The 26,128-nt window shown below is 47.5% G+C and carries 27 protein-coding genes; 25 read left to right on the top strand and 2 right to left on the bottom strand.

Features of this window, described 5'->3' with window-relative positions; genetic code table 11:
* The first annotated feature begins 1 nt into the window (after position 1).
* From ACP7FG_RS02845 to glnB, 21 genes are all read left to right on the top strand, one after another.
* Positions 2-529: a DUF1285 domain-containing protein gene (locus tag ACP7FG_RS02845; protein WP_439225460.1), complete on the top strand. Its 528-nt coding sequence runs from the start codon at positions 2-4 to the stop codon at positions 527-529.
* Positions 530-550: 21 nt separating this feature from the next.
* On the top strand, positions 551-1,993 hold the full coding sequence (locus ACP7FG_RS02840) for a sigma-54 dependent transcriptional regulator (RefSeq protein WP_054490638.1): 1,443 nt from the start codon (positions 551-553) through the stop codon (positions 1,991-1,993).
* Between the two features lie 117 nt (positions 1,994-2,110).
* Entirely contained in the window at positions 2,111-3,118 is a 1,008-nt protein-coding gene (locus ACP7FG_RS02835; protein ID WP_439225459.1) for a sensor histidine kinase, read from the top strand.
* Entirely contained in the window at positions 3,111-4,472 is a 1,362-nt protein-coding gene (locus ACP7FG_RS02830; protein WP_439225458.1) for a sigma-54-dependent transcriptional regulator, read from the top strand. Before ACP7FG_RS02835 ends, ACP7FG_RS02830 begins: the two co-directional genes overlap by 8 nt.
* Before the next feature lie 138 nt (positions 4,473-4,610).
* Positions 4,611-4,943 carry a flagellar hook-basal body complex protein FliE gene (gene fliE, locus ACP7FG_RS02825; RefSeq protein WP_199495143.1) on the top strand — a complete coding sequence of 111 codons (333 nt, stop codon included), beginning with the start codon at positions 4,611-4,613 and terminating at the stop codon, positions 4,941-4,943.
* A 47-nt stretch (positions 4,944-4,990) separates the two neighbouring features.
* Positions 4,991-6,682, top strand: a complete 1,692-nt coding sequence (gene fliF / locus ACP7FG_RS02820; protein WP_417440158.1) for a flagellar basal-body MS-ring/collar protein FliF — start codon at positions 4,991-4,993, stop codon at positions 6,680-6,682.
* On the top strand, positions 6,675-7,721 hold the full coding sequence (gene fliG, locus ACP7FG_RS02815) for a flagellar motor switch protein FliG (protein WP_439225457.1): 1,047 nt from the start codon (positions 6,675-6,677) through the stop codon (positions 7,719-7,721). Before fliF ends, fliG begins: the two co-directional genes overlap by 8 nt.
* Before the next feature lie 14 nt (positions 7,722-7,735).
* A complete protein-coding gene (gene fliH, locus ACP7FG_RS02810) occupies positions 7,736-8,485 on the top strand; it encodes a flagellar assembly protein FliH (RefSeq protein WP_271331992.1) in 750 nt (249 codons plus the stop codon).
* A 3-nt stretch (positions 8,486-8,488) separates the two neighbouring features.
* Positions 8,489-9,844, top strand: coding sequence for a flagellar protein export ATPase FliI (fliI, locus tag ACP7FG_RS02805; RefSeq protein ID WP_054490652.1), 1,356 nt, complete (start codon positions 8,489-8,491; stop codon positions 9,842-9,844).
* 3 nt (positions 9,845-9,847) lie between these two features.
* Positions 9,848-10,291 (top strand): flagellar export protein FliJ, encoded by a 444-nt coding sequence (gene fliJ / locus ACP7FG_RS02800; protein ID WP_054490654.1) that lies wholly within the window; start codon positions 9,848-9,850, stop codon positions 10,289-10,291.
* Positions 10,292-10,368: 77 nt separating this feature from the next.
* Positions 10,369-12,159, top strand: a complete 1,791-nt coding sequence (locus ACP7FG_RS02795; protein WP_439225456.1) for a flagellar hook-length control protein FliK — start codon at positions 10,369-10,371, stop codon at positions 12,157-12,159.
* A gap of 68 nt (positions 12,160-12,227) precedes the next feature.
* A complete protein-coding gene (gene fliL / locus ACP7FG_RS02790) occupies positions 12,228-12,764 on the top strand; it encodes a flagellar basal body-associated protein FliL (protein WP_222236639.1) in 537 nt (178 codons plus the stop codon).
* Positions 12,765-12,780: 16 nt separating this feature from the next.
* The gene (fliM, locus tag ACP7FG_RS02785) at positions 12,781-13,845 is read left to right on the top strand and encodes a flagellar motor switch protein FliM (protein WP_054490690.1); all 1,065 of its coding nucleotides are present in this window, start codon (positions 12,781-12,783) and stop codon (positions 13,843-13,845) included.
* Positions 13,846-13,876: 31 nt separating this feature from the next.
* Positions 13,877-14,332, top strand: a complete 456-nt coding sequence (gene fliN, locus ACP7FG_RS02780) for a flagellar motor switch protein FliN (RefSeq protein WP_278356494.1) — start codon at positions 13,877-13,879, stop codon at positions 14,330-14,332.
* A complete protein-coding gene (gene fliO, locus ACP7FG_RS02775) occupies positions 14,307-14,663 on the top strand; it encodes a flagellar biosynthetic protein FliO (RefSeq protein ID WP_439225455.1) in 357 nt (118 codons plus the stop codon). The genes fliN and fliO overlap by 26 nt, the downstream gene beginning before the upstream one ends.
* On the top strand, positions 14,660-15,406 hold the full coding sequence (fliP, locus tag ACP7FG_RS02770) for a flagellar type III secretion system pore protein FliP (protein WP_439225454.1): 747 nt from the start codon (positions 14,660-14,662) through the stop codon (positions 15,404-15,406). The genes fliO and fliP overlap by 4 nt, the downstream gene beginning before the upstream one ends.
* 8 nt (positions 15,407-15,414) lie before the next feature.
* Positions 15,415-15,684, top strand: a complete 270-nt coding sequence (fliQ, locus tag ACP7FG_RS02765; RefSeq protein WP_054490666.1) for a flagellar biosynthesis protein FliQ — start codon at positions 15,415-15,417, stop codon at positions 15,682-15,684.
* A complete protein-coding gene (fliR, locus tag ACP7FG_RS02760; protein WP_199495137.1) occupies positions 15,684-16,469 on the top strand; it encodes a flagellar biosynthetic protein FliR in 786 nt (261 codons plus the stop codon). Before fliQ ends, fliR begins: the two co-directional genes overlap by 1 nt.
* 30 nt (positions 16,470-16,499) lie before the next feature.
* Entirely contained in the window at positions 16,500-17,627 is a 1,128-nt protein-coding gene (flhB, locus tag ACP7FG_RS02755) for a flagellar biosynthesis protein FlhB (protein ID WP_222236640.1), read from the top strand.
* 88 nt (positions 17,628-17,715) lie between these two features.
* Entirely contained in the window at positions 17,716-19,347 is a 1,632-nt protein-coding gene (locus ACP7FG_RS02750) for an NAD+ synthase (protein WP_222236641.1), read from the top strand.
* 10 nt (positions 19,348-19,357) lie between these two features.
* Positions 19,358-19,696, top strand: a complete 339-nt coding sequence (gene glnB / locus ACP7FG_RS02745; RefSeq protein ID WP_054490674.1) for a nitrogen regulatory protein P-II — start codon at positions 19,358-19,360, stop codon at positions 19,694-19,696.
* Between the two features lie 27 nt (positions 19,697-19,723).
* On the opposite strand, the gene ACP7FG_RS02740 is transcribed toward glnB, so the two are convergent.
* Positions 19,724-20,494, bottom strand: a complete 771-nt coding sequence (locus ACP7FG_RS02740) for an outer membrane protein assembly factor BamD (protein ID WP_199496408.1) — start codon at positions 20,492-20,494, stop codon at positions 19,724-19,726.
* 111 nt (positions 20,495-20,605) lie between these two features.
* On the opposite strand from ACP7FG_RS02740, the gene rluD reads away from it, so the two are divergent.
* The 4 genes from rluD to pssA all read left to right on the top strand — a co-directional run bounded on the left by rluD (position 20,606) and on the right by pssA (position 25,830).
* Positions 20,606-21,574: a 23S rRNA pseudouridine(1911/1915/1917) synthase RluD gene (gene rluD, locus ACP7FG_RS02735; RefSeq protein WP_199495206.1), complete on the top strand. Its 969-nt coding sequence runs from the start codon at positions 20,606-20,608 to the stop codon at positions 21,572-21,574.
* Positions 21,546-22,268 carry a peptidoglycan editing factor PgeF gene (gene pgeF, locus ACP7FG_RS02730; RefSeq protein WP_224798551.1) on the top strand — a complete coding sequence of 241 codons (723 nt, stop codon included), beginning with the start codon at positions 21,546-21,548 and terminating at the stop codon, positions 22,266-22,268. The genes rluD and pgeF overlap by 29 nt, the downstream gene beginning before the upstream one ends.
* A gap of 72 nt (positions 22,269-22,340) precedes the next feature.
* Positions 22,341-24,914, top strand: coding sequence for an ATP-dependent chaperone ClpB (gene clpB, locus ACP7FG_RS02725; RefSeq protein WP_439225453.1), 2,574 nt, complete (start codon positions 22,341-22,343; stop codon positions 24,912-24,914).
* A gap of 88 nt (positions 24,915-25,002) precedes the next feature.
* Complete coding sequence (pssA, locus tag ACP7FG_RS02720) at positions 25,003-25,830, top strand: CDP-diacylglycerol--serine O-phosphatidyltransferase (protein WP_199495125.1); 828 nt, start codon at positions 25,003-25,005, stop codon at positions 25,828-25,830.
* Positions 25,831-25,905: 75 nt separating this feature from the next.
* Here pssA and ACP7FG_RS02715 read toward each other — a convergent pair.
* Positions 25,906-26,128, bottom strand: a 223-nt coding sequence (locus tag ACP7FG_RS02715) for a hypothetical protein (RefSeq protein ID WP_439225452.1), incomplete at its 5' end; no start/stop codon positions are given.

Raw genomic sequence — 26,128 nt, 5'->3', positions numbered from 1 at the left:
TATGTCACTGAACCGTTTGATCTCTGAACTGGAAAAACATCAACACGCGCCGACCGAATTGTGGGATCCGCCTTATTGCGGCGAGATTCCCATTCACATTGCCGCTAATGGTGATTGGTTTTATCAGGGGAGTCAGATAAAGCGTCAGGCGCTGGTTAAGCTGTTTGCCTCGGTCCTGGTGGTCGAGGAAGACGACTATTTTTTAGTAACACCAGCTGAAAAAGTTAAAATTACTGTTGAAGATACGCCTTTTGTTGTCGTCGACTGGGAACAAAGGGAAGAAGATGGTGAGCAATTATTGCTGTTAACCACCAATATCGGTGATACTCTGGTATTAAGTTCTGAACATCCGCTCACAATGAAAGAGGGCATCCCTTATATTGTGATGCAAAGAGGATTGACAGCAAGAGTACATCGCAATGTATTCTATCAGTGGGTTTCACACGCAGAGTCACGAACTGTCGATGGGCAGGAGCAGTGGTATCTCTCGAGTGCGGGTGAAGCGTTTGTGTTAGGAAATGTGAAATAGGACGTTGCGGTAAACTCGTCTATGACAAAAACAAGAACAGTCTACCTGGTTGAACAGCAACCAGAGCGTCGTCAGCATTTTGAAACGGTATTAACCTTTATTGGTGAAACCGTTGAAGTCATATCTCCTTCGGACACTCTTAAACTCTCTGCAACCGATGCTCTGTGTGTCATTGCCGGCAATGGTATTGATAACCTGATGGAGCTGGCCGGCGATTCGCCACACCTTCCTTTTATTTGTGCGAACACGCAACAGCATCAGGCGCTACAAAAAGCCAATGTCATTGGTCCTTTGGAGGACTCTTTTGACTACGCCAGTTTGTCCAATATGCTGCATTACTGTCAGGCGTATCATCAGCAAATGCCAATTAAGCCCGCAAGAACGCGGCATCCCGGCAGTGGTAAACTGGAGCAGACCTTAATTGGTAATGGCCGCACCATGAAACATGTGCGGCAATTAATCGAGCAAGTAGCGGTTACGGACGCCAACGTTCTTGTTCTGGGAGAGTCCGGAACCGGTAAAGAAGTTGTCGCCCGCGGTATCCATGATTTATCAGAACGCAACAAAGGGCCTTTTGTGCCGGTGAACTGCGGTGCCATTCCCGGAGACTTATTAGAAAGTGAATTGTTCGGCCATGAGAAAGGGGCATTTACCGGGGCAATAGGCGCGCGCAAAGGGCGTTTTGAACTGGCTCAGGGGGGAACCCTCTTTCTGGATGAAATTGGTGATATGCCAATGCCAATGCAGGTAAAACTGCTACGGGTTTTACAGGAGCGCACTTTTGAGCGCGTAGGTGGCAGTAAAAGTATTGTTGCCGACGTACGAGTTGTTGCAGCAACCCACCGTGAGCTGGAGCAGATGATCATTGACGGTAAATTCCGCGAGGATTTGTATTACCGTTTGAACGTTTTCCCGATTGAGATGCCTGCATTGAGAGAGCGTCAGGAAGATGTACCACTGTTATTACAGGAGCTGACCCAGCGTTTCAAAAAGGAGCGTGGTGTGGGCGTGCGCTTTACGGAAAGGGCACTGGAGTCGCTTTCTTATCATCGTTGGCCGGGTAACGTGCGTGAACTGACAAACCTGATTGAGCGCTTGACCATTATGCACCCTGACAGCCTGGTGGATGTTCCTGACTTACCGCCGAAATATCAGCATGTTGAGCACAGTGCTCCCAGCCCGGACTACCCGGAAGAAATGCTGGAGCGTGAAGCGCTTAGTGCCATTTTTAATGAGTCGGACGATGACAGCGATGATGCGCAAGTAGGACCCGCTAATGACAGCTCTGAATTACCGGACGATGGCGTTAATTTAAAAGACATGCTGACAGAAATAGAAACCGGAATGATTGCTCAGGCACTGGAAAAATCGGACTGGGTGGTGGCTAAGGCCGCGGAGTTACTTAGCATGCGGCGTACGACTCTGGTTGAGAAGATGAAAAAGTACGGAATTCAGAAAGATTAAAGGCAAGTGTCAGTCTTTTGACAATAAATGATAATCCAACCGACTGAAAAATAAAGAAATTATACTGGCATCTATTTTGCATTAACCTCTCCATAGTCGTTAATTGGAGATGTCAGTATGGCCACTTATCATCAAATTATTGATGCCATGCCAAATGCCGTAATTTTACTGGACAGTCATGGGCTTGTGGATTATTGCAATGACAACGCAACGGGGCTTTTGGATCATCCGTTGAAAGGTTACCTCTGGCGCGAGTTAGTCAGCGAGCTGTTTGCTCCTAAAGCTGATGACTGGCACGAAGTGTCTCTGCGCAACGGGCGCCGGGTCAGGCTGGATACCTCTGTGGTTAATGAAAAACCGGGGCAGCTTATTGTCTTAACGGACTTAACTGAAACCCGTCGCCTGCAAAACCGCATTAGTCATCTGCAGCGTTTATCCTCCATGGGAAAGATGGTTGCGTCTCTGGCACATCAAATAAGAACGCCTCTTTCTGCCGCGATTCTTTACGCGCAGAACCTTAAACAGGGCACGATTTCCCCGGTGAAGCAGCAGCGCTTTTCTACAAAATTGCTTTCCCGGTTGCATTCATTAGAACAGCAGGTCAATGACATGTTGTTGTTCGCTAAAAGTGGTGAGCAACCCATGCTGGATGATCTCAGCACCCACAGCCTGATTGAGCAAGTTCTTACCAATACCGAAAGCTATGCTGAGCAGCACCAGGTAAAAATTAATTGCATTGATTCAGCTTCCGGAGCTGTGTTGCGGGCAAATCAAACCGCATTAGTCGGGGCGATACAAAACCTGATTAACAACGCTGTTGATGCCAGCCAGCCGGGACAAGAGGTCTTAGTGAAGACCGATGCCGATAATGACAGTTGGCGAGTTTCTGTTATTGATGCGGGCTGCGGCATTCCTGAAGAAAGACAGGGCAATGTTTTCACCCCATTTTTTACGGAAAAATCCAACGGTACCGGTTTAGGACTGGCGGTTGTGCAAACGGTAATTAAGGCACATAACGGGAGTATTGACTGGGAAAGCCAGCCAGCTAAAGGCAGTCGTTTCACCTTGTCTTTGCCGGTGCACCAGTGGTCAGAGAACCGACTGAATGAGGTGTGTTATGGTTGAACGACAAGTACTGGTTGTTGAAGACGATGTTTCTTTGCGTGAGGCAATTATCGACACTTTAGAGTTGGCGGACTGCCAGTGTCTGGAAGCCGCAAATGGTGAAGAGGCTCTGTTAATACTGAAAAAAGAGCCGGTAGCTTTAGTGATTAGCGACGTTCAAATGCCGGGTATTGATGGTTTGCAACTATTACGCAGCATGAACAACCAGCAGTATGACATCCCGGTTATTATGATGACCGCCTTTGCTAAGGTGGATGATGCTGTCGTAGCAATGCGCGAAGGGGCTGTTGACTACCTGACGAAGCCTTTTTCAATAGAAAAACTGCAGACTTTGGTACAAAGGTATTTGCCGGACGGTGCCATTAACGACATTGAACCGGTTGCCGAGGAAGAGTCGAGCCAGGCTATTCTGAATATGGCTCGCAAAGTAGCTGCCAGCGAAGCCAGCGTAATGGTTACCGGGCCCAGTGGTACGGGTAAAGAAGTGTTGGCACGTTATATTCATCAGCATTCTGAGCGTGCAAATGGCCCCTTTGTCGCGATTAATTGTGCAGCAATACCCGAGAACATGCTTGAGTCTATGTTATTTGGCTATGAAAAAGGAGCTTTTACTGGTGCGAATCAGTCGTCTCCCGGTAAGTTTGAGCTCGCTCAGGGTGGTACCTTGTTGCTGGACGAAGTCACCGAAATGGCTATGCATTTGCAGGCAAAACTATTACGGGTTATTCAGGAACGTCAGGTAGAGCGGCTGGGCTCGCGTAAAACCATTCAACTCGACGTCCGTTTAATTGCGACCTCTAACCGTGACCTTCAACAAGCGGTGCGTGAGGGACAGTTGCGCGAAGACCTCATGTATCGGCTGAACGTGTTCCCGTTGCACTGGAAGTCTTTGTGCGAACGCCCTGCGGATATTGTGCCTTTAGCTGAAAACTTATTGCAGCGACACAAGCAGCGTTCCGGTATTAAAACACCTGTCATTTTTTCGGCAGCTGCTGTAAAGCAGTTACAGTCGTATTCCTGGCCGGGTAATGTTCGTGAACTGGAAAATGTCGTACAACGTGCGCTGGTTCTGCATCGTGGTGATGAAATTCAGCCCGATGATTTAATGCTGGAACTTAATGATATCGCTGAATCGGCGAGTGTGTTTCCGGAGCAAGTGAGCTCGTCTGATGATAAATCGGAAAATCTGGATGAGTCGCTTTTTCATCAGGAATACCAAATTATCAAAGAAGCTCTGCAACGCCATCAGGGTAAACGGCAACCTGTTGCGGATGAATTAGGAATTAGTCCGCGTACGCTGCGTTACAAACTAGCGAAGATTCGTGAGCAGGGACTTACCCTGACAGGCTCTTAAAGGCGACTTAAAATACTCCTGTCTATACTATTAGCCCTGTATCTCAGGGCTTTTCTTTACACAACCTTATAAGTTGGCATTTTGCTTGCATAGTTAACCTTAAATAGAGTCAGTGATGAATTTTTGACGGGGTTAATTATGAAAGTGGAAGCAAACGCACTTTACCAACAGTTACAGTCTATGGCCACGCAGGCTTCTCAGCGTGACCAGCCTACGAATGTGAACGCCCTGCAAGGTAATACTGCTCAAGCAGACTTTTCCAATATGCTGAAAAACGCAATGGATAACGTTAACGAATTGCAACAAACCTCAGGCGATTTAAAAACACGCATGGAGCTTGGTGACCCAAATGTCACGCTGGAGCAAACTATGATCGCCAGCCAAAAAGCGGGTATTGCGTTTGAGGCAACTGTTCAGGTACGCAACAAAGTGGTTGATGCGTACAAAGAAATTATGTCAATGCCGGTATAACCGCAGTAGCACTGGAGATATGAGTCGTGGCTGAATCAACAGATTTAATGGTACAAGATACCGACTTACCTGACAGCAACCGAACAAGCAATGAAGACGGCGGCGAGAAGACCGGTATTATGACAATGCTGGGTAATTTTGACATGCTTCGTCAGGTCATTGTGGTTTTAGCCCTGGCTATCTGTGTCGCCATTGCTGTTTTTATTATGTTGTGGGCACAAGAATCAACTTACCGCCCATTAGGTAATTTAGAAACCCAGGAGTTGATCAGTACGCTCGACTATATGGATGCTAATGGTATTGAGTACCAGGTTGATGGCAGTACGGTGTCAGTTCCGGAAGAGAATTATGAAGCAATCAAGCTGCAGTTAACTCGTGCGGGAGTAGACTACGGCAACTCGACCAATAACGGTTCTGAAATATTAATGAGCGAACCGGGTTTTGGCGTTAGCCAACGTCTGGAGCGAGAGCGACTCATTCATTCCCGTGAAGTCCAGCTTGCGCGCGCTATTGAAGAAATTAAAAAAGTGGCCGGGGCTAGAGTGCTTCTGGCTGTACCGAAGGAAAATGTTTTTGCCCGTCGTGAAAAGCAGCCGAAAGCGTCGGTTATGCTGAATGTTCGCGGTGGTACGTCGTTAAGTGAAGAAGAAGTTGCTTCGATTGTTGACATGGTTGCGTCTTCGGTAACCGGTTTAAATACTGAACACGTTACTGTCACTGATCAGGCTGGGCGTTTGCTTAACTCGGGTTCACAAAGTGCCCTGGCGGCAAAAAGTTCGCGCGAATATCAGATTGAGCAAAAGCGCGAAGAAGAATACCTGAAGAAAATAGACAGTATTTTGATTCCAGTGCTGGGCTATGACAATTATACCGCGCAGGTTGATGTCACTATGGACTTCACCCAGCGTGAACAAACTCAGCGTCAGTTTAACCCTGATATGCCGGCAATTCGCAGTGAAATGACGGTCGAAAACCGCTCTGTCGGCAGTGCAATTGGTGGTATCCCTGGTGCATTAACGAATCAGCCGCCACTTGACTCTGATATTCCGGAAGAGGCTGGTGCAGGAAGTGCTGGTGGCGGGACTAACGGCAGCACTCATCGCGAGGCGACACGGAATTACGAGCTTGATAACTCGGTGACTTATACCCGCAGCCAAACGGGCACGGTTGAACGTTTGAGTGTATCCGTTGCGGTTAACCAGAAAACAATAACGAATGAGGCAGGTGAAAATCAGCCTCAGGCAGCCAGTGCCGAAGAGATGGCTAATATTCGTCGCTTGCTTCAAGGTGGTTTGGGGTTTGATATTAACCGTGGCGACAGTATTGAAGTTGTTTCAGTACCTTTTGCACAACTGCCTGACTTAGGCGCCGGAGAAACACCTGTATGGGAAGAGCCATGGTTCTGGCGTGCTTTCCGTCTGGTCATGGGTGCTTTGGTTATTATGGTATTGATTCTGGCAGTGGTTCGTCCAATGCTTAAGAAGCTGATGAACCCTGAATCTGGTGTTGAAGACGATGCTGAAGCATTCCTTGATGAGGAATCGATGGGCGATGAAACCATTGATCTGTTATCCTCACAATTTGATGAGAGTGCGGTAGGGTTCGGTGCGGATGGCAGCCTGCAATTACCGGATCTGCACAAAGATGAAGACTTGCTGAAAGCAGTAAGGGCGTTGGTTGCCAATGAGCCTGAACTGTCCTCACAAGTGGTTAAAGCGTGGTTGAACGAAGATGCCTAATCAAGAAATGAAAACCAAGCGCGGTAAGGTCGAGTTTGACGTCGATACTTTAGAAGGTGTCGAGAAAGCCGCGATTTTGCTGCTGAGCTTGTCGGAAGAAGACGCTGCCCAGATACTCAAACACCTGGAACCTAAGCAGGTTCAGAAAGTGGGTATGGCCATGGCGAGCCTGGAAGACTTTAACCAGGACAAGGTCAATGCCGTGCATCATCTCTTCCTGGAAGAAATTCAGAAGTTCACCAATATTGGCTTCAAGAGTGAAGAGTTTGTGCGTAAAGCACTGACCTCGGCTCTGGGTGAAGACAAAGCCGGTAACCTGATTGAGCAGATTGTCATGGGCGGTGGCTCAAAAGGCCTGGACTCACTGAAGTGGATGGATTCCAAACAGGTTGCGACGATTATTCGTAATGAGCACCCGCAAATTCAGACCATTGTTCTGTCTTATCTTGACCCTGAGCAAAGTGCCGAAATTATGGCGCAGTTCCCGGACAAAGTGCGTCTGGACTTAATGATGCGTATTGCCAACTTAGAAGAAGTTCAACCGGCGGCATTGCAGGAACTGAACGAAATTATGGAAAAACAGTTTGCCGGCCAGGCTGGTGCTCAGGCTGCGAAGATGGGCGGTCTAAAAGCAGCGGCAAACATTATGAACTACCTGGATACCAATATCGAAGGCCAGTTGATGGACTCTATCCGCGAGCAAGACGAAGAAATGAGCCAGAACATTCAGGATCTGATGTTTGTGTTCGAGAACCTGGTCGATGTCGACGACCGAGGTATTCAGAGCTTACTGCGTGAAGTTGAAGGCGAAGTTCTGCAAAAAGCAATGAAAGGCGCAGACGAAGCGGTTCAGGAAAAAATCTTTAAGAACATGTCAAAACGTGCCGGCGACATGCTGCGTGATGACCTTGAGGCTATGGGCCCCATTCGTATTAGCGATGTAGAGGCGGCGCAGAAAGACATTCTTGCTGCGGCCCGTCGTTTGGCTGACGCAGGTGAAATTATGCTTGGCGGCGGTGGCGGTGACGAATTCTTATAAGGGCTTAACGCATAATGACCGATGATAAAGACGTAACACATCGTTGGGATTTACCTGACATGACATCTGAGGAGCTCAAGCAGGGCTCTCAGGTGAATGCGTTAAATAAACCCCGCCGCTGGCAATATGAGCCACCCGAAGCCGACGACGAGCAAGAGGAAGAGCTAAAGCCTCTGACTGCTGAGCAATTGGAAGAAATTCGTCAGGCAGCGCGCGAAGAGGGTCACAAGGAAGGTTTTGATGAAGGCCGCAGTGAAGGCTTGAAAAAAGGCTACGACGAAGGCTACGAAGCTGGCAAAAAAGAAGGCTTTGAGGCTGGTCATGAGCAGGGCGTTGAAGCTGGCAAAGAAGCCATGAACGAACAGCAGCAACAGCTGGAAACCCTTTTACAAAGCTTATCCCACCCCAACGAGCGTATTACCGAAGCGGTGCAGGATGAACTGATTGAAATGGTCACCGAGCTGACAAGAGTGATCTGTCTGAATGTTGCCGAGAACTCTAAGGAGTTGGTTGTTAACGCGGTACGAGAGGCAATTGCGGTTCTGCCGGTCACGGATCAGCGTGTCATTATTCATTTAAATGAAGAAGACTTAGCGCTACTGCAGAACGTCTACAGCGAAGACGAGCTGAAGGAAAAAGGCTGGTTACTGAATAAAGATGAATTACTGGAGCGTGGCGGTTGCCGCGTGACGACCGAAAGTTCCACTATTGATTACACTCTGAGCAGTCGTATGGAAGATGTCTTCTCCAAAGTAAAAGGTTAACCCATGAGTGCTTCTGAACGCTTGGTTGAACAGTTACGCAAAAAGCGGGAGCGCATTCAGAAACCGTCCGTTGCGGTATCTGGCTATTTAACTCGTGTCGTTGGTTTGATGTTCGAAGCTGTCGGTTGCCGCGCTCCGGTCGGTTCGAGTGTTGCCGTAGAAGCTGACAGCGGTGATATTGAAGCCGAAGTTGTTGGTTTTGAAGGTAATATCAGTTACCTGATGCCAACCGAAGATGCCCATGGCGTCATACCAGGCGCCAGAGTCCGTCCGTTAAACCGAAAAAACCAATTACCCTTGGGTATGGAGCTGTTGGGACGAGTTATCGATGCCCGCGGTGAACCTCTGGATGGCAAAGGCCCTATATTTTCTGACGGTAAAACTTACCGCAGCAAACCAATGAATCCGTTAAATCGTCGTCAGGTTAAACAACCCCTGGATGTGGGGGTTACCGCAATCAATGCTTGTTTAACCGTGGGCCAGGGGCAGCGAATGGGCTTGTTTGCCGGTAGTGGTGTCGGTAAGAGTGTGCTGCTGGGCATGATGACGCGGGGAACCACGGCCGATGTCATTGTTGTCGGTCTGATTGGTGAACGTGGCCGCGAAGTAAAAGAGTTTATTGAAGAAATTTTAGGTGAAGAAGGCCGTGAGAAAGCTGTGGTTATTGCGGCACCGGCTGACCAGTCGCCCCTGATTCGTTTGCGAGGGTGCGAAACCGCGTCTCAGGTTGCGGAATATTTCCGTGATCAGGGCTTGAACGTTTTGCTGTTGATGGATTCATTGACCCGTTACGCCATGGCACAGCGTGAAATTGCATTGGCTGTTGGTGAACCACCGGCGACAAAAGGTTATCCGCCTTCTGTTTTCGCTAAGTTGCCGGCACTGGTAGAACGAGCGGGTAATGGCGGTGACGGGCAGGGTTCGGTTACTGCCTTTTATACGGTCTTAACTGAAGGTGATGACTTACAGGATCCAATTGCGGATTCTGCACGGGCAATATTGGACGGACACATTGTGTTAAACCGCGAATTGGCGGACAGCGGTCACTATCCGGCAATAGATGTTGAAGCCTCTATTAGTCGTGTTATGCCGCAAGTGGTTTCAGAAGAGCATATGCAACAGGCCATTAAGGTCAGACAGTGGTATTCGCATTATCGGCGCAATCGTGACTTGATCTCTATTGGCGCTTATACGCGCGGAAGCGACCCGGCTATTGATCAGGCTATTGCTATGCAGCCGCGCGTGAATCAGTTTTTACAACAAAAGATGCAACAGGTTGTCAGCTACGATGAGAGCTTGTTGTTGCTTAACCAATTAGTGAATCCAAATCAAAAGCAGCAGTCAGCCGGAGGCGCTTAAATTATGGCCGAGTTGGCGCAATTGCAGATGCTACTGGAGTTAGAACAAAGACGCGAAGATAAAGCTGCTCAGGATTTCGCACAGGTTCAGCAACAGGTGCAGGAACAACAGATGCGCCTGGATGGTATGTCAAAATACCGACTCGACTATTTAAATCAACTGCAGGAGCGTGGGCAAGGCGGTATTGCTTCTATCCAGGTGGGTCAGTACCACGCCTTTGTCGGCAAGCTGGATGAAGGTGTTGAACAGTTGCATCACGAGGTCGTGAAGCTGCAACAGGTACTGCAACAACGAAAAGAACGTTGGCTGGCGCAACGGCGTAAGCGCGAGTCAGTTGACTTTTTAATTAAGGAACGCAGAAAGCGCGAACAAATAGCCCAGGCGCGGAAAGAGCAAAAAAACCTGGATGACTTCAGTAGTCAGCGTTTTATCCGTGACAGAAAATAGTTGGAACAAAAATTGCTTGGTTATTGATGAGAAAATTAAGCAAAGCGTGAATAAGCACTTAATTCAGGAAAAATACTATGCAACAGCTGCTCAACTTAACCGAATCTGCCGATAACTTTGCCCGTATGGGCAAAGGGAAAGAGCTATCAGTGAAAAACGCTGAAGGCGAAAGCAGTGAGTTCTCTCGTTTGATGATCAAGCAAAATTCCGGCGATAAAGAGCTGCAACAATTGGCCGCCAAAATAGAAGCTCATCAGACTGCCAACGGCGATTCTAAAGGTAGTGAAATTGACCGTAAAAATGTCGGTGAGCCAGTTACCCGAAATTTATGGGAACTGTTGCAACAAATGCAGCAGGAAACCGCGGATATTAAGGTTGAAGGCAAGGCGACTGTCATTGGTGAAATTGACGTTGAGCCGGACAGCGGCGAACTGGAATTAAGTGATGAAGAACTGTCAAAAATGTTGCAGTCTTTGCTAGCCAAGCTAGATAAAGCGAATGCTGAGAAGTCGGCGGACGGTGAGAGTAGCGAGACAGTAATGACGGATGCTGAGCGGCAGAAGTTTGCCGATCAATTGCTGGTCGGCATGACGGATAAAGACAAGCAAGCGTTACAATCAAAGTTGCAGCAGATGATACAAGCCGTTGAGCAGGGTGAAAATGCCGGTGAGGCGGTAGAAGATGCGGGTAAGTTCATTGTTAACTTAATGGAGCCTATGTTACCGAAAGCCGATGCGGATAAGTTATTGGTCGGTAATGAAAAGGCGCTGACTCAGGCGTTGAACCAGGCGGCCGAGCAAGCTATTGCACAGCAGTCTGTGGATAAGGGAGCAACCAAGCCGCAAAGCTCGGAAGAATTGCTCGCCCTATTGAAACAGTTAGAGCAGCAGGTTTCGGCACAAAAGTCGAAAGGCGAAAATAGTGAACTGAGCCTGGCGGAACAGAAAAAATTACAGCAATTTACCGCTGAGCTACGTCAGCTTTTAGCTGGTCAGAATAATGACACTGATAAGTCCCAGATGTTGAGCAAAGAGCAGGCGGCCAAAGCGGAACAGCTTTTGGCAGAAATACGACAATTATTAAAAGGCCGCACCGGACATAGTGAAAAAGCGGCGGAGCCAATAAAGGTAGCCGAACGGTCAAAAGGTACAGAGCCTGTTATAACTGCCACTAACGCTAAGTCTGGTAAAGAAAAAGCTGAGGCTGGCGATACTGCTATAAAGAGTAATGACAGCAAACAGTCTGCGAGCAAAGCCGATGGTTTAGCCAACGCAGTGGATGTCGATACTAAGTTGCCTGATTCAGCACAACAGAATCAGGTGTTCAGAAACAACACTGATGCCCTGGCTGATGCTAACGCGGCTCGCGCAATACAAGGTCAGATGGTGTCTACGACACAAGGTACTGTAGCGGCTAACGAATCGGGTCAAACTAATACTTTGCAGGCTCTGCAGCGTCCTCTGGACTTGCAGCAGACAGAAGCATCGCAAAAATTGCAGGAACGCATCAACATTATGATGAGCCGCAATATTCAGCGAGCGGATATACGTCTGGATCCGCCCGAGCTTGGCAGTGTTCAGATTCGGGTTAATATGAGTGGTGAACAGGCTTCGGTGCAGTTTCAGGTGCAAAGTGCACAAGCCAAAGATGCAATAGAAACGGCAATGCCGCGTCTGCGTGAGATGTTAGAACAACAGGGCATCGACTTAGCCGACACTCAGGTGGGTGAACAAAGTAAAGAAGGCGAACGCACTGCCGGTGGCCAGGGTGGTTCAGCTGAAGAGTCAGAAGACTGGGCCGTAGAGGGCGAAATTGCTTTGGATGAAGGTAGAGTTCTTGCCGACGGGCAGGTCGATTTCTATGTTTGAAACGGTATAACTAAAGCAACGATCAAGCTATAGTAACTGTTATTAGACGGTGACACAGGACATAACGCATGGCAGAAGATAAAAACGATAACGAAGAAGAACAAACTGAAGAAAAAGCTGGCGGCAAAAAGAAGAAATTAATACTGTCCGGCATTATCGGTATTGTTTTAATCGTGACTGTCGTGCTCGTTCTTTGGTTATTTGGCGGTTCGTCGTCTTCGGATGAACCGGCGACAACTGGAAGTGGCTCGCCAGCTCCGTCTTCGTCGTCGCGACCGGAAGTCGGTAATGCGCTCTATGTGGGTATGCCCAGGGCGTTTGTCTTTATTGTTCCGGGCGACTCACGTGAACGAACCGTGCAGATTAAAGCACAACTTATGGTTCGCGGTGAGGAAAATGAAGAACTGGCGAAAAAGCATATTCCGCTCATTGAAGGAACCTTGCACGAGGTCTTTTCCTCGTCAACAGCGGACAGATTAAAGACAGCCGAGGGGAAAGGTCAGCTGCGTGAGTTAGCACTCACTGAAGTGCGCTCTGCGCTAGAAGAAGTGACCGGGAAGCCGGTTGTGGAACAGGTTTTATTTACCAGTTTGGTAATGCAATAAGTGAGCTATTATGGCGGTGAGTGACTTACTATCTCAAGACGAAATTGACGCGCTGTTGCACGGCGTCGATGACGTTGAGGAAGAGGATACAGAGAAACAGTCCGCTTCTGCGGATGCGCTCGATTATGACTTTTCATCGCAAGATAGAATTGTCCGTGGTCGTATGCCAACGCTGGAAATTGTTAATGAGCGTTTTGCCCGTCATATGCGGGTCAGCTTATTTAACATGATGCGGCGCACAGCAGAAGTGTCGATTAACGGCGTCCAGATGATTAAATTTGGTGAGTACGTGCATACCTTGTTCGTACCAACCAGTTTAAACATGGTGCGTTTTCGTCCGTTAAAAGGGACGGCGCTAATTACCATGGAAGCGCGTTTAGTTTTTATTCTGGTGGATAACTTTTTTGGTGGTGACGGACGTTACCACGCAAAAATTGAAGGACGTGAATTTACACCGACGGAACGCCGCATTATTCAAATGCTGCTCAAGCTTGTCTTTGAAGACTACAAAGAAGCCTGGGCACCGGTAATGGATGTTGGCTTTGAGTATCTGGATTCTGAAGTGAACCCGGCCATGGCGAACATTGTGAGTCCGACTGAGGTTATTGTCATTAGCTCTTTCCACATTGAGCTGGACGGCGGCGGCGGTGATTTTCATATTGCTTTGCCTTACTCAATGCTGGAACCCATTCGCGAGTTGTTGGATGCTGGTGTGCAGTCGGATAAAGAAGATACCGATATGCGCTGGAGTAAGGCGCTGCGTGACGAAATTATGGATGTTCCGGTAGAAATGATTGCCAAACTGGCGCAAACCGAAATGTCCTTGCGAGAAGTGATGGAGCTGCGGGAAGGGGACGTTATTCCACTTGAGTTACCGGATGATTTAACCGTGCTCATTGAGGACTTACCGACCTTCCACGCAAAAATGGGGCGTTCAAGAGACAACGTTGCTCTGAAAATTTCAGAGAAAATTAAACGTCCTGAAACCGTTAAGTCTGATATTCATATGTTGACGCGTGGTGGTCGCCGCATAGGTGGTGACGCCGAGCTGCAACAGTTAGAAGAAGACATTGATTTATAATAATTGCTGCTTGAGAAAGTGAGGTTGCAACATGAGTAACGATGATAAAGATATGGATGACTGGGAAGCAGCAATGGCTGAACAGGCAGCTGCTGAAGACGAAGAAGGCGGCGAATCTGAAGCGAATGAAGATGGCGGAAAAGCGTCAAGTCATTCGGGTATGGATAACGTGCAAACCGCTGAGTTAGAAGAGCTTAGTGAAGATAAGCCTGTAACCGAAGAAGAAAAACGCAAGCTGGATGCGATTCTTGATATTCCGGTCACTATTTCAATGGAAGTTGGCCGTAGCCAAATCAGCATTCGTAATTTGCTGCAATTGAACCAGGGCTCGGTGGTTGAACTGGAACGAGTTGCCGGTGAACCATTAGACGTACTGGTTAATGGCACCTTGATAGCACATGGCGAGGTGGTTGTTGTTAATGATAAATTCGGGATACGCTTAACCGATGTTATTAGTCAGATTGAACGTATTCGTAAGCTTCGCTAGTTTGCTGCTTCTTCCTTCCGCAGCATACGCTCAGACAGAAGAGAAAGCCGGCATTATCTCGGGCAATGACATAGGCGCCATGGTTTTGGCGCTTTTTGCCGTTTTAGCGGTGATAGTTGTGTTGGCTTCGCTTTTAAAGCGCTTTAACCTGAAGTTTCAGGGCGCGTCTGGCATGAAAGTATTGAGTAGCGTATCTTTAGGAACAAAAGAGCGGTTAGTGATTGTTGAAGTGGGTGGACAAAAACTGTTGCTTGGTGTTACCCAACAACGCATCGACTGTTTAAAAGAACTCCCGAGCGATATCAACCTGAAAGGAAAAGAAGAACAATGAACCGCTGGTTGTGGCTTAGTATTTTAACCCTTTTGTGTTTGCTGCCGGATCAGGCATTTGCCTGGCAGGATATCTCCGCTGTTACGGTGAAAACAAATCCGGATGGAAGTGAGGAGTATTCAGTAACACTGCAAATTTTGGCAATAATGACGGCTCTGACCTTCATTCCTGCCATGGTCATAATGATGACTTCGTTTACCCGAATTATTATTGTTCTGGCCATTTTGCGTCAGGCGATTGGCCTGCAGCAGTCGCCTTCTAATCAGGTGTTGCTGGGTATCGCGTTATTTCTCAGCTTCTTTATTATGACGCCGGTACTGAACGAAATAAATGACAAAGCGCTGCAACCGTACTTAAATGAAGAGATACAGTCGATGGAGGCTGTCGACAGAGCGAAGGCTCCAGTCAAGGCCTTTATGCTGGCGCAGACGCGGTTAACGGACTTAGAAACTTTCGTAGAAATTTCGGGCACAGAAGGTGTGGAAGAGCCGGAGGATGTGCCCATGTCGGTACTTATTCCGTCTTTTATTACCTCCGAGCTAAAAACGGCCTTTCAAATAGGTTTCATGCTCTTTATTCCGTTTTTGATTATTGACCTGGTGGTTGCCAGTGTTCTCATGGCCATGGGTATGATGATGTTGTCCCCCATGATTGTTTCGCTACCCTTCAAGCTCATGTTGTTTGTGCTAGTTGATGGCTGGAGTTTAACCATGAGTACCCTGGCCGGAAGTTTCGGGGTCTAGGAGGCACTATGTCACCAGAAATGTTTCTCGACATTTTCCAGGAAGCCTTAAAGACAATTGTCATTATGGTGGCTTTTATTATTGTGCCGGGACTATTGGTTGGTCTGGTCGTTGCCGTTTTCCAGGCGGCTACGTCAATTAACGAACAAACATTAAGTTTCTTACCGCGCCTATTAGTAACGCTTGCCGTTATTGGTCTTGGTGGACATTTTCTGACAGAGACGGTGATGGACTTCACCATAGAGATGTTTAACCGGATACCCGAAGTGGTCGGCTGATGGATCTGGTAACCTCTGTTGTGCTCGAGTGGTTGGAGCAACACCTGTGGCCTTTGACCCGGGTGTCTTCAATGATAATGAGCATGGCACTTTTCTCGGGCACCATCGTTAACTCTCGTATTAAGATCTTCTTATCTTTAGCTATTATTCTTGCTGTATCGCCGGCACTGCCGGAGGTTGATGCCGGTGTTGAAATGATGTCGGTCGGCGGCTTTGTGGTAACGGCTCAACAAGTTGTTATTGGTGTTGCCCTGGGCTTGCTCTCTATTCTATTTCTGCAGACCTTTGTTTTAGGTGGACAGATCATTGCGATGCAGATTGGCCTGGGCTTTGCGTCTATGGTCGACCCCACCAACGGCCAGCAGGTACCGGTTATTGCGCAGTTCTTTTTAATGTTGGCCAGTTTGGTTTTTCTGGCATTCGACGGCCATTTGCTAATGATTCATATGGTGGTTGCCAGCTTTGATGCGATACCCGTTGGAATGTCGGGACTTGATGCCGATGCTTTATATGCGGTTGCTGACTGGGCGGTCTATATGTTCTCTGCGGCGTTAACGGCAATGTTGTCCGGAGTCATTGCTTTACTGCTTATCAATTTGAGCTTCGGTGTTATGACTCGTGCTGCCCCTCAGTTGAACATATTTGCGATTGGTTTCCCTATTACCATGGTCAGTGGGCTTGTGGTGATTTGGCTGACCATGGGCGGCTTTATTTTTCATTTCGAGAATCAGTGGGCACGTGTGGTACAGACCATGTGTGAAATACTGGGTAGTCAATGCGCTTAAATGGACTCTCTCTGACAAAGGCTAATAGGTATGGCTGAGACTGATCAGGAACGTACTGAAGACCCCACGGAGCGACGAAAACAGCAGGCCCGGGAAAAAGGGCAAATTGCTCGTTCTAAGGAGATGGGAACTGCCTTTGTGCTGGTAAGCGCAGCGGTCGCTTTCTTTTGGTTTGGTGGGGCGCTGTATCGCGGCGTGCGGAATGTGTTTGAGACCATGTTTACCATTGACCGACAACAAGCCTTTGATACCACCAAAATTTATGAAGCCTTTGCGATAGCTTTTGGTGAGGTGATGTGGCCGATATTGACCATTTTCGCTTTCATCGTAGTTTTTACCTTCCTTGGCAATAGCTGGCTTGGCGGAATTAACTTCTCTGCTCAGGCAATGGCACCCAAGGCTAACCGAATGAGTCCGCTTAACGGTTTTAAGCGCATGTTTGGTGTTCAGGCGCTGGTTGAGTTAGTCAAAGCTATTGCTAAGTTTATGGTGGTCGCGGTTTCTGCATACTTCTTGTTGAAGTGGCAGTTTGTCGATATATTGCAGATGTCTATGGGCCAGATGCCGACCATGATAGGCAATGCCTTGGATACGCTGCTCTGGATGTTTTTACTGCTGAGTTGCTCAATGTTTTTAATTGTCGTTATTGATGCGCCGTTCCAACTTTGGAAGCACAATAAAGACTTAAGAATGAGTAAGCAGGAAGTGAAAGACGAACATAAAGACACGGAAGGGAGTCCTGAAGTTAAAGGCCGTATTCGTCGTTTGCAGATGGAGATGGCTAATCGTCGAATGATGCAGGAAGTGCCGAAAGCTGATGTTGTGGTAACCAACCCGACGCATTACGCGGTCGCGTTAAAATATGAAGATGGAGGAGCTCAGGCGCCTGTCTTGCTGGCAAAAGGAACCGATGAAACGGCAGCAAAAATCCGGGAAATTGCGCTGGAATATGAAATTCCTCTGGTTGCTTCACCGGGACTTGCCCGATCAATTTATCACACCACAGAACTTGAGAAAGAAATTCCCAAAGGCCTGTTTGTGGCAGTGGCGCAAATTCTGGCTTATGTCTATCAGTTGCGTATGTTTAAGCAAGGTCAGGCTAAGCGGCCTAAGAAGCCACCAACCGATAAAGACATTCCGGATGACCTGCGCTATTAATCCATAATTTGCGCGTTGGGACGGGCTGCTATATCATTCCGCCCCATTCGGGCCGATATCGGCAATGGCAAATTTGGACTGAGCAGTTATGGCAAAACTTTCATTGTGCATGGCACAGCTGGACTTTACGGTTGGCGCCATTCACAACAACACCGCCTTAATTCTTAAAACCTTACGTGAACAGGGCGCACAACACGATATTATTGTCTTTCCTGAGCTGGCTATTACGGGTTATCCGCCAGAGGATCTCCTGTTCCGCGAAGACTTACATCAGGCGGTCGATAATGCGGTTGAGCAAATCAGTGCAGCGGCATCTGAATGCGTTGTCATTGTTGGTCATCCTCAGGCTATAGGCGGAGAGTTATTTAATGCGATGTCGGTTTTACATCGTGGAGAATGCTTGTTGCGCTATTTTAAACAACGCCTGCCAAACTATGGTGTTTTCGATGAGCAGCGCTACTTTATTCCGGGGCATCAGAGTCAAGTGTTTGAATGGCAGGGTGTTCGTATCGGCCTACAAATTTGTGAGGATCTATGGCATCCACAACCGCTACAGCAATTGTTGGATGACGATATCGATCTTGTGCTGTCAATTAATGCTTCGCCTTACGAGCTTAACAAGCACGAACAACGTCTGGGTGTACTGAAACAGCGTGTTGCCGAAGCCGGCAAGCCCATTTTATACCTGAATAACTGCGGCGCTCAGGATGAGCTCGTCTTTGATGGGCACTCTTTGGTTATCGACGCAGAAGGTAAGTTGGTGGCTGAGTTGCCACATTGCCAAATGACTACAGCAACCGTGGTTTACGAAGATAACCAGGTTGTATGTAACGGATTTGAAGCTCAGGCTGAGCAGAACGACCTGGCTCATGTATACGATGCGTTGGTATTAGCTGTGCGTGATTACGTCACTAAAAATGGCTTTTCCGGAGTGGCTCTGGGCTTGTCGGGCGGCATTGATTCAGCACTAACCCTGGCAATTGCCAGTGACGCTTTAGGTGCCGATAAAGTTCATGCCGTAATGATGCCGTTTCGTTATACCTCGGATATGAGTCTGGAAGACGCAGAACAGCAGGCGAAAACGCTGGGTGTTCGTTATGATGTGGTGCCGATTGAACCTATGTTTGACGAGTTTATGAATCAACTGTCGCCATTATTCGGTGAAACTGAAACCGACACGACAGAAGAAAACTTACAGTCGCGTTGCCGCGGCGTATTGCTTATGGCCTTGTCGAATAAGACCGGTTCGCTTGTGTTAGCAACGGGCAATAAAAGTGAAATGGCTGTCGGTTATGCCACTTTATACGGCGATATGTGCGGCGGGTTTGCGCCAATTAAAGACATTCCGAAATTACTGGTTTATCAATTGGCTGAGTTCAGAAATAGTCGTGGTTCGTGCATCCCGCAACGTGTCATCGACAGGCCTCCTTCGGCTGAGTTAGCACCAGACCAGGTCGATTCTGATTCTCTACCCGACTATAGCGATTTAGATCGCATTCTGGCATTGTATGTAGAGAGGGACTGGTCGGTAACCGATATTGTTGCGGCAGGGTTTGCAGAAGATGATGTGCGTCGGGTTATTCGTTTAGTGGATCTGAATGAATATAAACGCAGACAATCTGCAGTTGGCCCTAAAGTAACGCCTCGTAATTTTGGTAAAGATCGTCGTTACCCTATTACCAGTCACTATCGCCATGAATTACAGCGACAAGGTCAATAGGACAACACTGATGAAAAAAGTTGAAGCCATTATTAAACCGTTTAAATTAGACGATGTGCGTGAAGCGCTGTCTGAGGTTGGAATTGCTGGTATGACGGTATCAGAGGTAAAAGGCTTTGGTCGTCAAAAAGGTCACACCGAGCTTTATCGGGGCGCTGAGTATATGGTCGATTTCCTGCCCAAAGTGAAACTGGAAGTTGTGGTTGCTGACAGCGAAGTTGAGCGTTGTATTGAGGCGATAATGGAAACGGCTCAGACCGGTAAAATTGGTGATGGCAAAATTTTTATTACCGATATTGAACGGGTTATTCGTATTCGTACCGGAGAGGAAAACGAAGACGCGGTATAAATTACCGCGTCTAATGAATAGTTAAAACTAGCGAGCTGAAACTAACTGATTATTCGGAAAGTTAGCTCGCAATACCTTCATTGCGTCTTCACGTAATTCAGGCAATTCAAGCTGATCGTAACTTTCTACCATAATGGCTAATGCGTTTTCTACTTCCGGGGTGTCCGAGAAGTGTTCTAATACATAACGTCCACGGTTAGCTGCTGCTAAATAAGCCTGGCGCTCCATATAGTATTGCGCAATAGCCAATTCTTTCTTAGCTAAACGGCTTTTCAATGCAATTAAACGTTGTTTAGCGTCTGCTGCGTACTCACTATCCGGATACTTGCGGATGAGTTCAGCAAAATCTTTAAACGCTTCCTGAGCCATCGAAGAGTCACGATCGGAACGATCAACACCTGCGAGTTCGTGTATCGCATTATGTTCCGCTCTCTGGTTTACCAGTCCGCGCATGTAAAGCGCGTAATCCACATCTTTATGGTTTGGATTGAGGCTAATAAAGCGATCGATAGCGGCCAGAGCTTCATCAGTATTATCTAACTTGTAGTGTAGATAGATAAGGTCTAACTGAATTTGATGAGCGAAAGGACCAAAAGGATAACGGCGGTTAAGGTTCGACAATTGTTCTTGTGCCAAATTTAAGTTGCCGTTAGACATGCTCTCCTGAGCCTGGTCATACATAGCTTCTATTTGTGTTTTTGACACCTGTTCTTCTTCTGATTGACTTGAGCAACCAGCTAACATTAACCCCAGAACCGATGATAAAACGACGCTTCGGCCTAACTTATTACTAAACATATTATGAAGGATTCCCTTTATTTTTTTGGCGCTGCACCGGCAAACCGTTACACTAGCATATTCTTGCATTCTAACGCAGCCGTAAAGGCTTTGACAGTCGAAACCCAATATATGAACAAAAGCATTGAATTAGAAGCCATTGTTACCGAGTCTCTGGCTGGAAAAAGATTAGACCAGGCACTTGCAGAGTTGTTCCCCGACTACTCCCGGTCAAGGCTAAAAAGCTGGATAACTGATGGAAAAGTGACCGTTGATACTAAAGTTGTCGAAAAACCACGAGAAAAAGTGGTGGCCGGAACTTTAGTTGCTGTTGACGCTGAAATTGAAAGTGAAGAGCGGCACGAAGCGCAACCGGTAGAACTGGATATCGTTTATGAAGACGAGGATATACTGGTTATTAACAAACCGGCAGGGCTTGTTGTTCACCCCGGAGCCGGTGCACCAGACAGAACCTTATTAAACGGTTTGCTGCACTATGATCCACAACTCGACTTAGTGCCACGGGCGGGAATTATTCATCGTTTAGACAAAGATACCACCGGATTAATGGTGGTAGCGCGTAATGTACCGGCGCAGACTCAATTAGTGTCAATGATGCAGGCGCGGGAAATCACTCGTGAGTACGAGGCTGTTTGTAACGGCGTTATGACGGCGGGTGGTATGGTTGATGAACCTATTGGACGACATCCGACGAAGCGCACACATATGGCAGTTGTGCAGTCTGGGAAACCGGCGGTTACTCATTATCGTGTGTTGGACCGTTATAGGGCACATACGTTATTGCGTTTGCGCTTAGAGTCCGGTCGAACTCACCAGATCCGCGTACATATGGCGCATATTCGCCACCCGTTGGTCGGTGATTTAACTTATGGTGGCCGGCCGCGTCCGCCGAAGCAGGCCGAAGATCGTCTATTACAAACTTTGCGAGGATTTAACCGCCAGGCTTTGCATGCGGCATCGCTGGGCTTGCACCACCCCATTACCGGGGATTGGCTGGAGTTTAATGTTCCGCGCCCCACAGATTTTCAATATTTGATTGAAGAGTTGCGAATTGATAACGAACGCTTTAAATCGGCATGAAGCCATTTTAACGCCGGACTGGGAACTGCCGCCGAACGTTCATGCGGCAGTGACAACCAGAGAGTTTGGCAATTTAGCGGTTCATGTGGGAGACGACCCGGCTGCTGTTCTGCTACGTCGCCGACAACTGCAACGTTCACTCAAACTGCCAACCGCGGTTACCTGGTTGCAACAACAACATACGAATAGGGTTTTGCGTTGGCCTTTTAAGTCCGCTGTTGCGGATGCCGCTTACAGCAATTCACCTAAGAGCGTCTGCGCAGTTTTAACCGCAGACTGTCTGCCTATTCTTTGTTGTTCAGATGACGGAAAGGAAATTGCAGCAGTGCACGCAGGTTGGCGGGGGTTAGCCGACGGAGTATTACAAAATGCGTTGGCAAATTTTAAAACGCCAGCGGCTAACATTCGCATCTGGATAGGACCGTCTATCGGCGCTTCGGCTTTTGAAGTAGGTGATGACGTAAGAGATGCGTTCGTTGCACATCATTCATCTAATGCGGGATATTTTCTTTCTCAACCTAGCAATAAATGGTTGGCTGATCTAGCCTCAATTGCAGCGGACGAATGTTTGCGTTCGGGTGTCAAAGGTATTACCAAAAGCGGCGAATGTACGGTCGGCAATAACACAAGCTGGTATTCGTGGCGTAAAGAAAAAGCTGTAGCAAGATTTGCGTCAATTATTTGGCGAAATTAATTTTAGTCACTTGAAAATGCGCAAAAAGTACCCACATTTAACTTAACGAAAGAATTAAGTGAGGAAGTACCGATGCGACACGATAAATTTACCAGTAAGTTTCAGATGGCAATTGCTGATGCTCAGTCAATTGCTCTGGGACGTGACCATCAATTCATAGAACCCGTACATTTAATGCAGGCACTGTTGGATCAAAACGGTGGCTCAGTTCGCCCTTTATTTACTATGCTGAGCGTGGATATCCCCCAGTTCAGAGCAAACCTGTCGAAAGCTCTGGATGCGTTACCTCAGGTTGAGGGTACAGGCGGTGACGTTCAGCTGTCACAGAACACAGCTCAACTTTTAAACCTGTGCGATAAATACGCGCAGAAACGAAATGATTCGTACATTTCGTCCGAACTGTTTTTGCTGGCTGCAACGGAAGATAAAGGTAAGCTGGGGGATATTTTTCGTCAGCAGGGCATAAAACGTGATGCGCTGGAAAAAGCCATTAACGATATTCGCGATGGTGAAAAAGTGGATGACCCTAATGCCGAAGATAAGCGTCAGGCGCTGGATAAGTACACCATTGATTTAACCGAACGTGCTGAGCAGGGCAAGCTTGACCCTGTTATTGGTCGTGATGAAGAAATTCGCCGGACTATTCAGGTATTGCAGCGCCGTACTAAAAACAACCCGGTTCTTATTGGTGAGCCGGGTGTTGGTAAAACCGCAATTGTAGAAGGACTGGCACAGCGCATCGTCAACGGTGAAGTGCCTGAAGGCTTAAAGCATAAACGAGTATTGTCTCTGGATTTAGGTGCTTTATTAGCGGGTGCTAAATTTCGCGGTGAGTTTGAAGAGCGGCTCAAAGCTGTATTAACCGAGCTTTCTAAAGAAGAAGGCCGCATCATTTTGTTCATTGACGAGATGCACACCATGGTTGGTGCTGGTAAAGCGGACGGTGCGATGGATGCCGGTAACATGTTGAAGCCGGCCTTGGCGCGTGGCGAACTGCACTGTGTCGGCGCTACTACGCTGGATGAATACCGTCAGTATATTGAAAAAGATGCAGCACTTGAACGACGCTTCCAGAAAGTTCTGGTGGAAGAGCCGAACGTGGAAGACACCATTGCTATTTTACGTGGTTTGAAAGAGCGCTACGAACTACACCATTCGGTAGAAATTACAGACCCGGCCATTGTAGCGGCGGCGTCTTTATCGCATCGCTATATCAGTGACCGTAAACTGCCGGATAAGGCCATCGACTTAATTGACGAGGCAGCATCAAGTATTCGTATGCAAATTGACTCTAAGCCGGAAGATTTGGATCGTCTGGAACGCCGGATTATTCAGTTGAAGCTTGAACGTCAGGCGTTACAGAAAGAAAAAGATGATGCCAGCAAGAAACGCCTGGAAATTCTGCACGACGAGCTTGATGAACAAGAACGTAAATACGAAGAACTGGAAGAGGTCTGGAATACAGAGAAAGCGGCCGTACAAGGTACCCAACATATTAAAGCTCAGTTAGAACAGGCTCGTACCGATATGGATATTGCTCGTCGCGCCGGTGACTTAAATCGTATGTCTGAACTTCAGTATGGTCGTATTCCTGAACTCGAACGCCAGCTGGATTTAGCCTTGCAGGCTGAAATGCAGGATATGAGCTTGCTCAAAAATCGCGTTACCGAAGAAGAAATTGCTGACGTATTGTCACGCTGGACTGGGATTCCGGTTAACAGAATGCTCGAAGGCGAGCGCGAAAAGCTGTTGCAGATGGAAGAGCAAATCCACAGTCGGGTAGTGGGTCAAAATGAAGCCGTAGATGCGGTTTCCAATGCCATTCGCCGTTCACGCGCGGGGCTTGGGGATCCAAACCGTCCTATTGGTTCATTCTTATTCCTTGGTCCAACCGGTGTGGGTAAAACAGAATTATCTAAGGCTTTAGCGAACTTCATGTTTGATACTGACCATGCGATGGTACGTATTGATATGTCCGAGTTCATGGAGAAGCACTCGGTTGCTCGTCTGGTTGGTGCGCCTCCTGGCTATGTTGGTTATGAAGAAGGTGGTTACTTAACCGAAGCCGTGCGGCGTAAACCCTATTCGGTAATTTTGCTCGACGAAATTGAGAAGGCTCACCCAGATGTCTTTAATATCTTATTGCAGGTATTGGACGATGGCCGCTTAACCGATGGGCAAGGGCGCACGGTCGATTTCAAAAACACCGTTATTATTATGACCTCTAACCTTGGCTCCGATTTAATTCAGGAGCATGCCAAAGAGCATACTTATGAGCAGATGAAGGCTGAGGTAATGGAAGTGCTGGCGCATCATTTCCGTCCGGAGTTCATTAACCGTGTGGATGAAACCGTTGTTTTCCATCCTCTTGGAGAAAGTGAAATTCGCTCTATTGCGCAGTTCCAGTTGCAGCTTCTTTATAAGCGCCTGGAAGAAAAAGAGTATCAGCTTGAGTTGGATGATGACGCTTTATCTCACCTTGCAAGAACTGGGTTCGATCCTGTGTTCGGGGCGCGGCCTCTGAAACGTGCAATTCAGCATGAACTGGAAAACCCGTTAGCGCAAAAAATCTTGTCAGGGGAACTTGAGCCTGCTAAACCGATCAAAGTAAGTGTTGAAAATGAGCGGTTAGTGATCACGCAATAACGACACAGGGCTTCGGGCATTTCCTGTTCGAAGCCCTAATGTGATAACCTGACTACTTTCATATTAGTGACTAAAGAGTGTTTTATACATGAGTAATGACAGCTCAAATGCCAGTGGTAAGAGCCGCGGTATCTATTTATTGCCAAACTTGTTTACAACTGCAGGCCTGTTTTCGGGCTTCTATGCCATAGTTGCGTCAATGAACGATCGCTTTATTGAGGCGGCTGTAGCAATTTTTATCGCAATGGTTTTTGATGGGCTGGACGGTCGGGTTGCAAGAATGACCAATACAGAGAGCGATTTCGGTGCTGAATTCGACAGTATGGCTGATATTGTATCCTTTGGTATGGCACCTGCTTTGGTCATGTACAACTATGCCTTGGCTGATCTCGGAAAAATTGGCTGGTTAGCGGCATTTATTTTTGTGGCTGGTGGTGCATTACGCCTGGCGCGCTTTAATACAAACTTAGGTTCTTCCGATAAAAAGTTCTTTCAGGGACTGGCGATACCCAGCGCTGCAGCAATCGTTGCCGGTTTAGTCTGGGTTGGTTCTGAATACGGTGTTGAAGGAAGCGATATAGCTGGCTTCGCTGCTGTTGTTACCATTTGTGCCGGCCTATTGATGGTAACCAATTTCCGTTACCACTCTTTTAAAGACGTTGACTGGAAAGGTAAAGTTTCATTTTTAGTCATACTGGTCATTGTACTGGCTTTCGTGATTGTTGCGACACAACCATCATTAGTGCTGTTCTCTATATTCTTTTTATATGCTTTGTCAGGCCCGGTATTAACTATAAAGAATGTGAAGAAATTGAAGTTGGGCCATGTTGTTGGTGATGACGACGACGATGACGCAGACTTTAATGACAATAAAGAGACCAAAAAAGAAGCAGAAAAGACAGAGAAAGAAGATTAAAACACCAAATTGGTGAAGTTCTGAGCAAACGATCAATGTGGTCCGAAAAAGATCTTGAAAGGCTCAGAGAGATCACTATAATTCGCCGCCGTTGTCATGAGTTATCCGGAAGGGAATCAGGCAACGGCGTTTTGTTTCAACCGGGCTGAAAAAAGCCGCTAAAAAGTGGTTGACGAAACGACTGGGAAGTGTAGAATACGCCTCCCTGCTTCGAAAGAAGCAACGCTCTTTAACAATTATATCAAGCCAAGCAAACTGTGTGGGCACTTGCAGAAGTAAGCAAACAGAAATATTTGTA

Origin of the sequence: Idiomarina sp. ST10R2A5 (assembly GCF_051842325.1) — a bacterium.
Lineage (GTDB): Bacteria > Pseudomonadota > Gammaproteobacteria > Enterobacterales > Alteromonadaceae > Idiomarina > Idiomarina abyssalis.
This window is presented reverse-complemented; position numbering and strand designations above follow the sequence as displayed.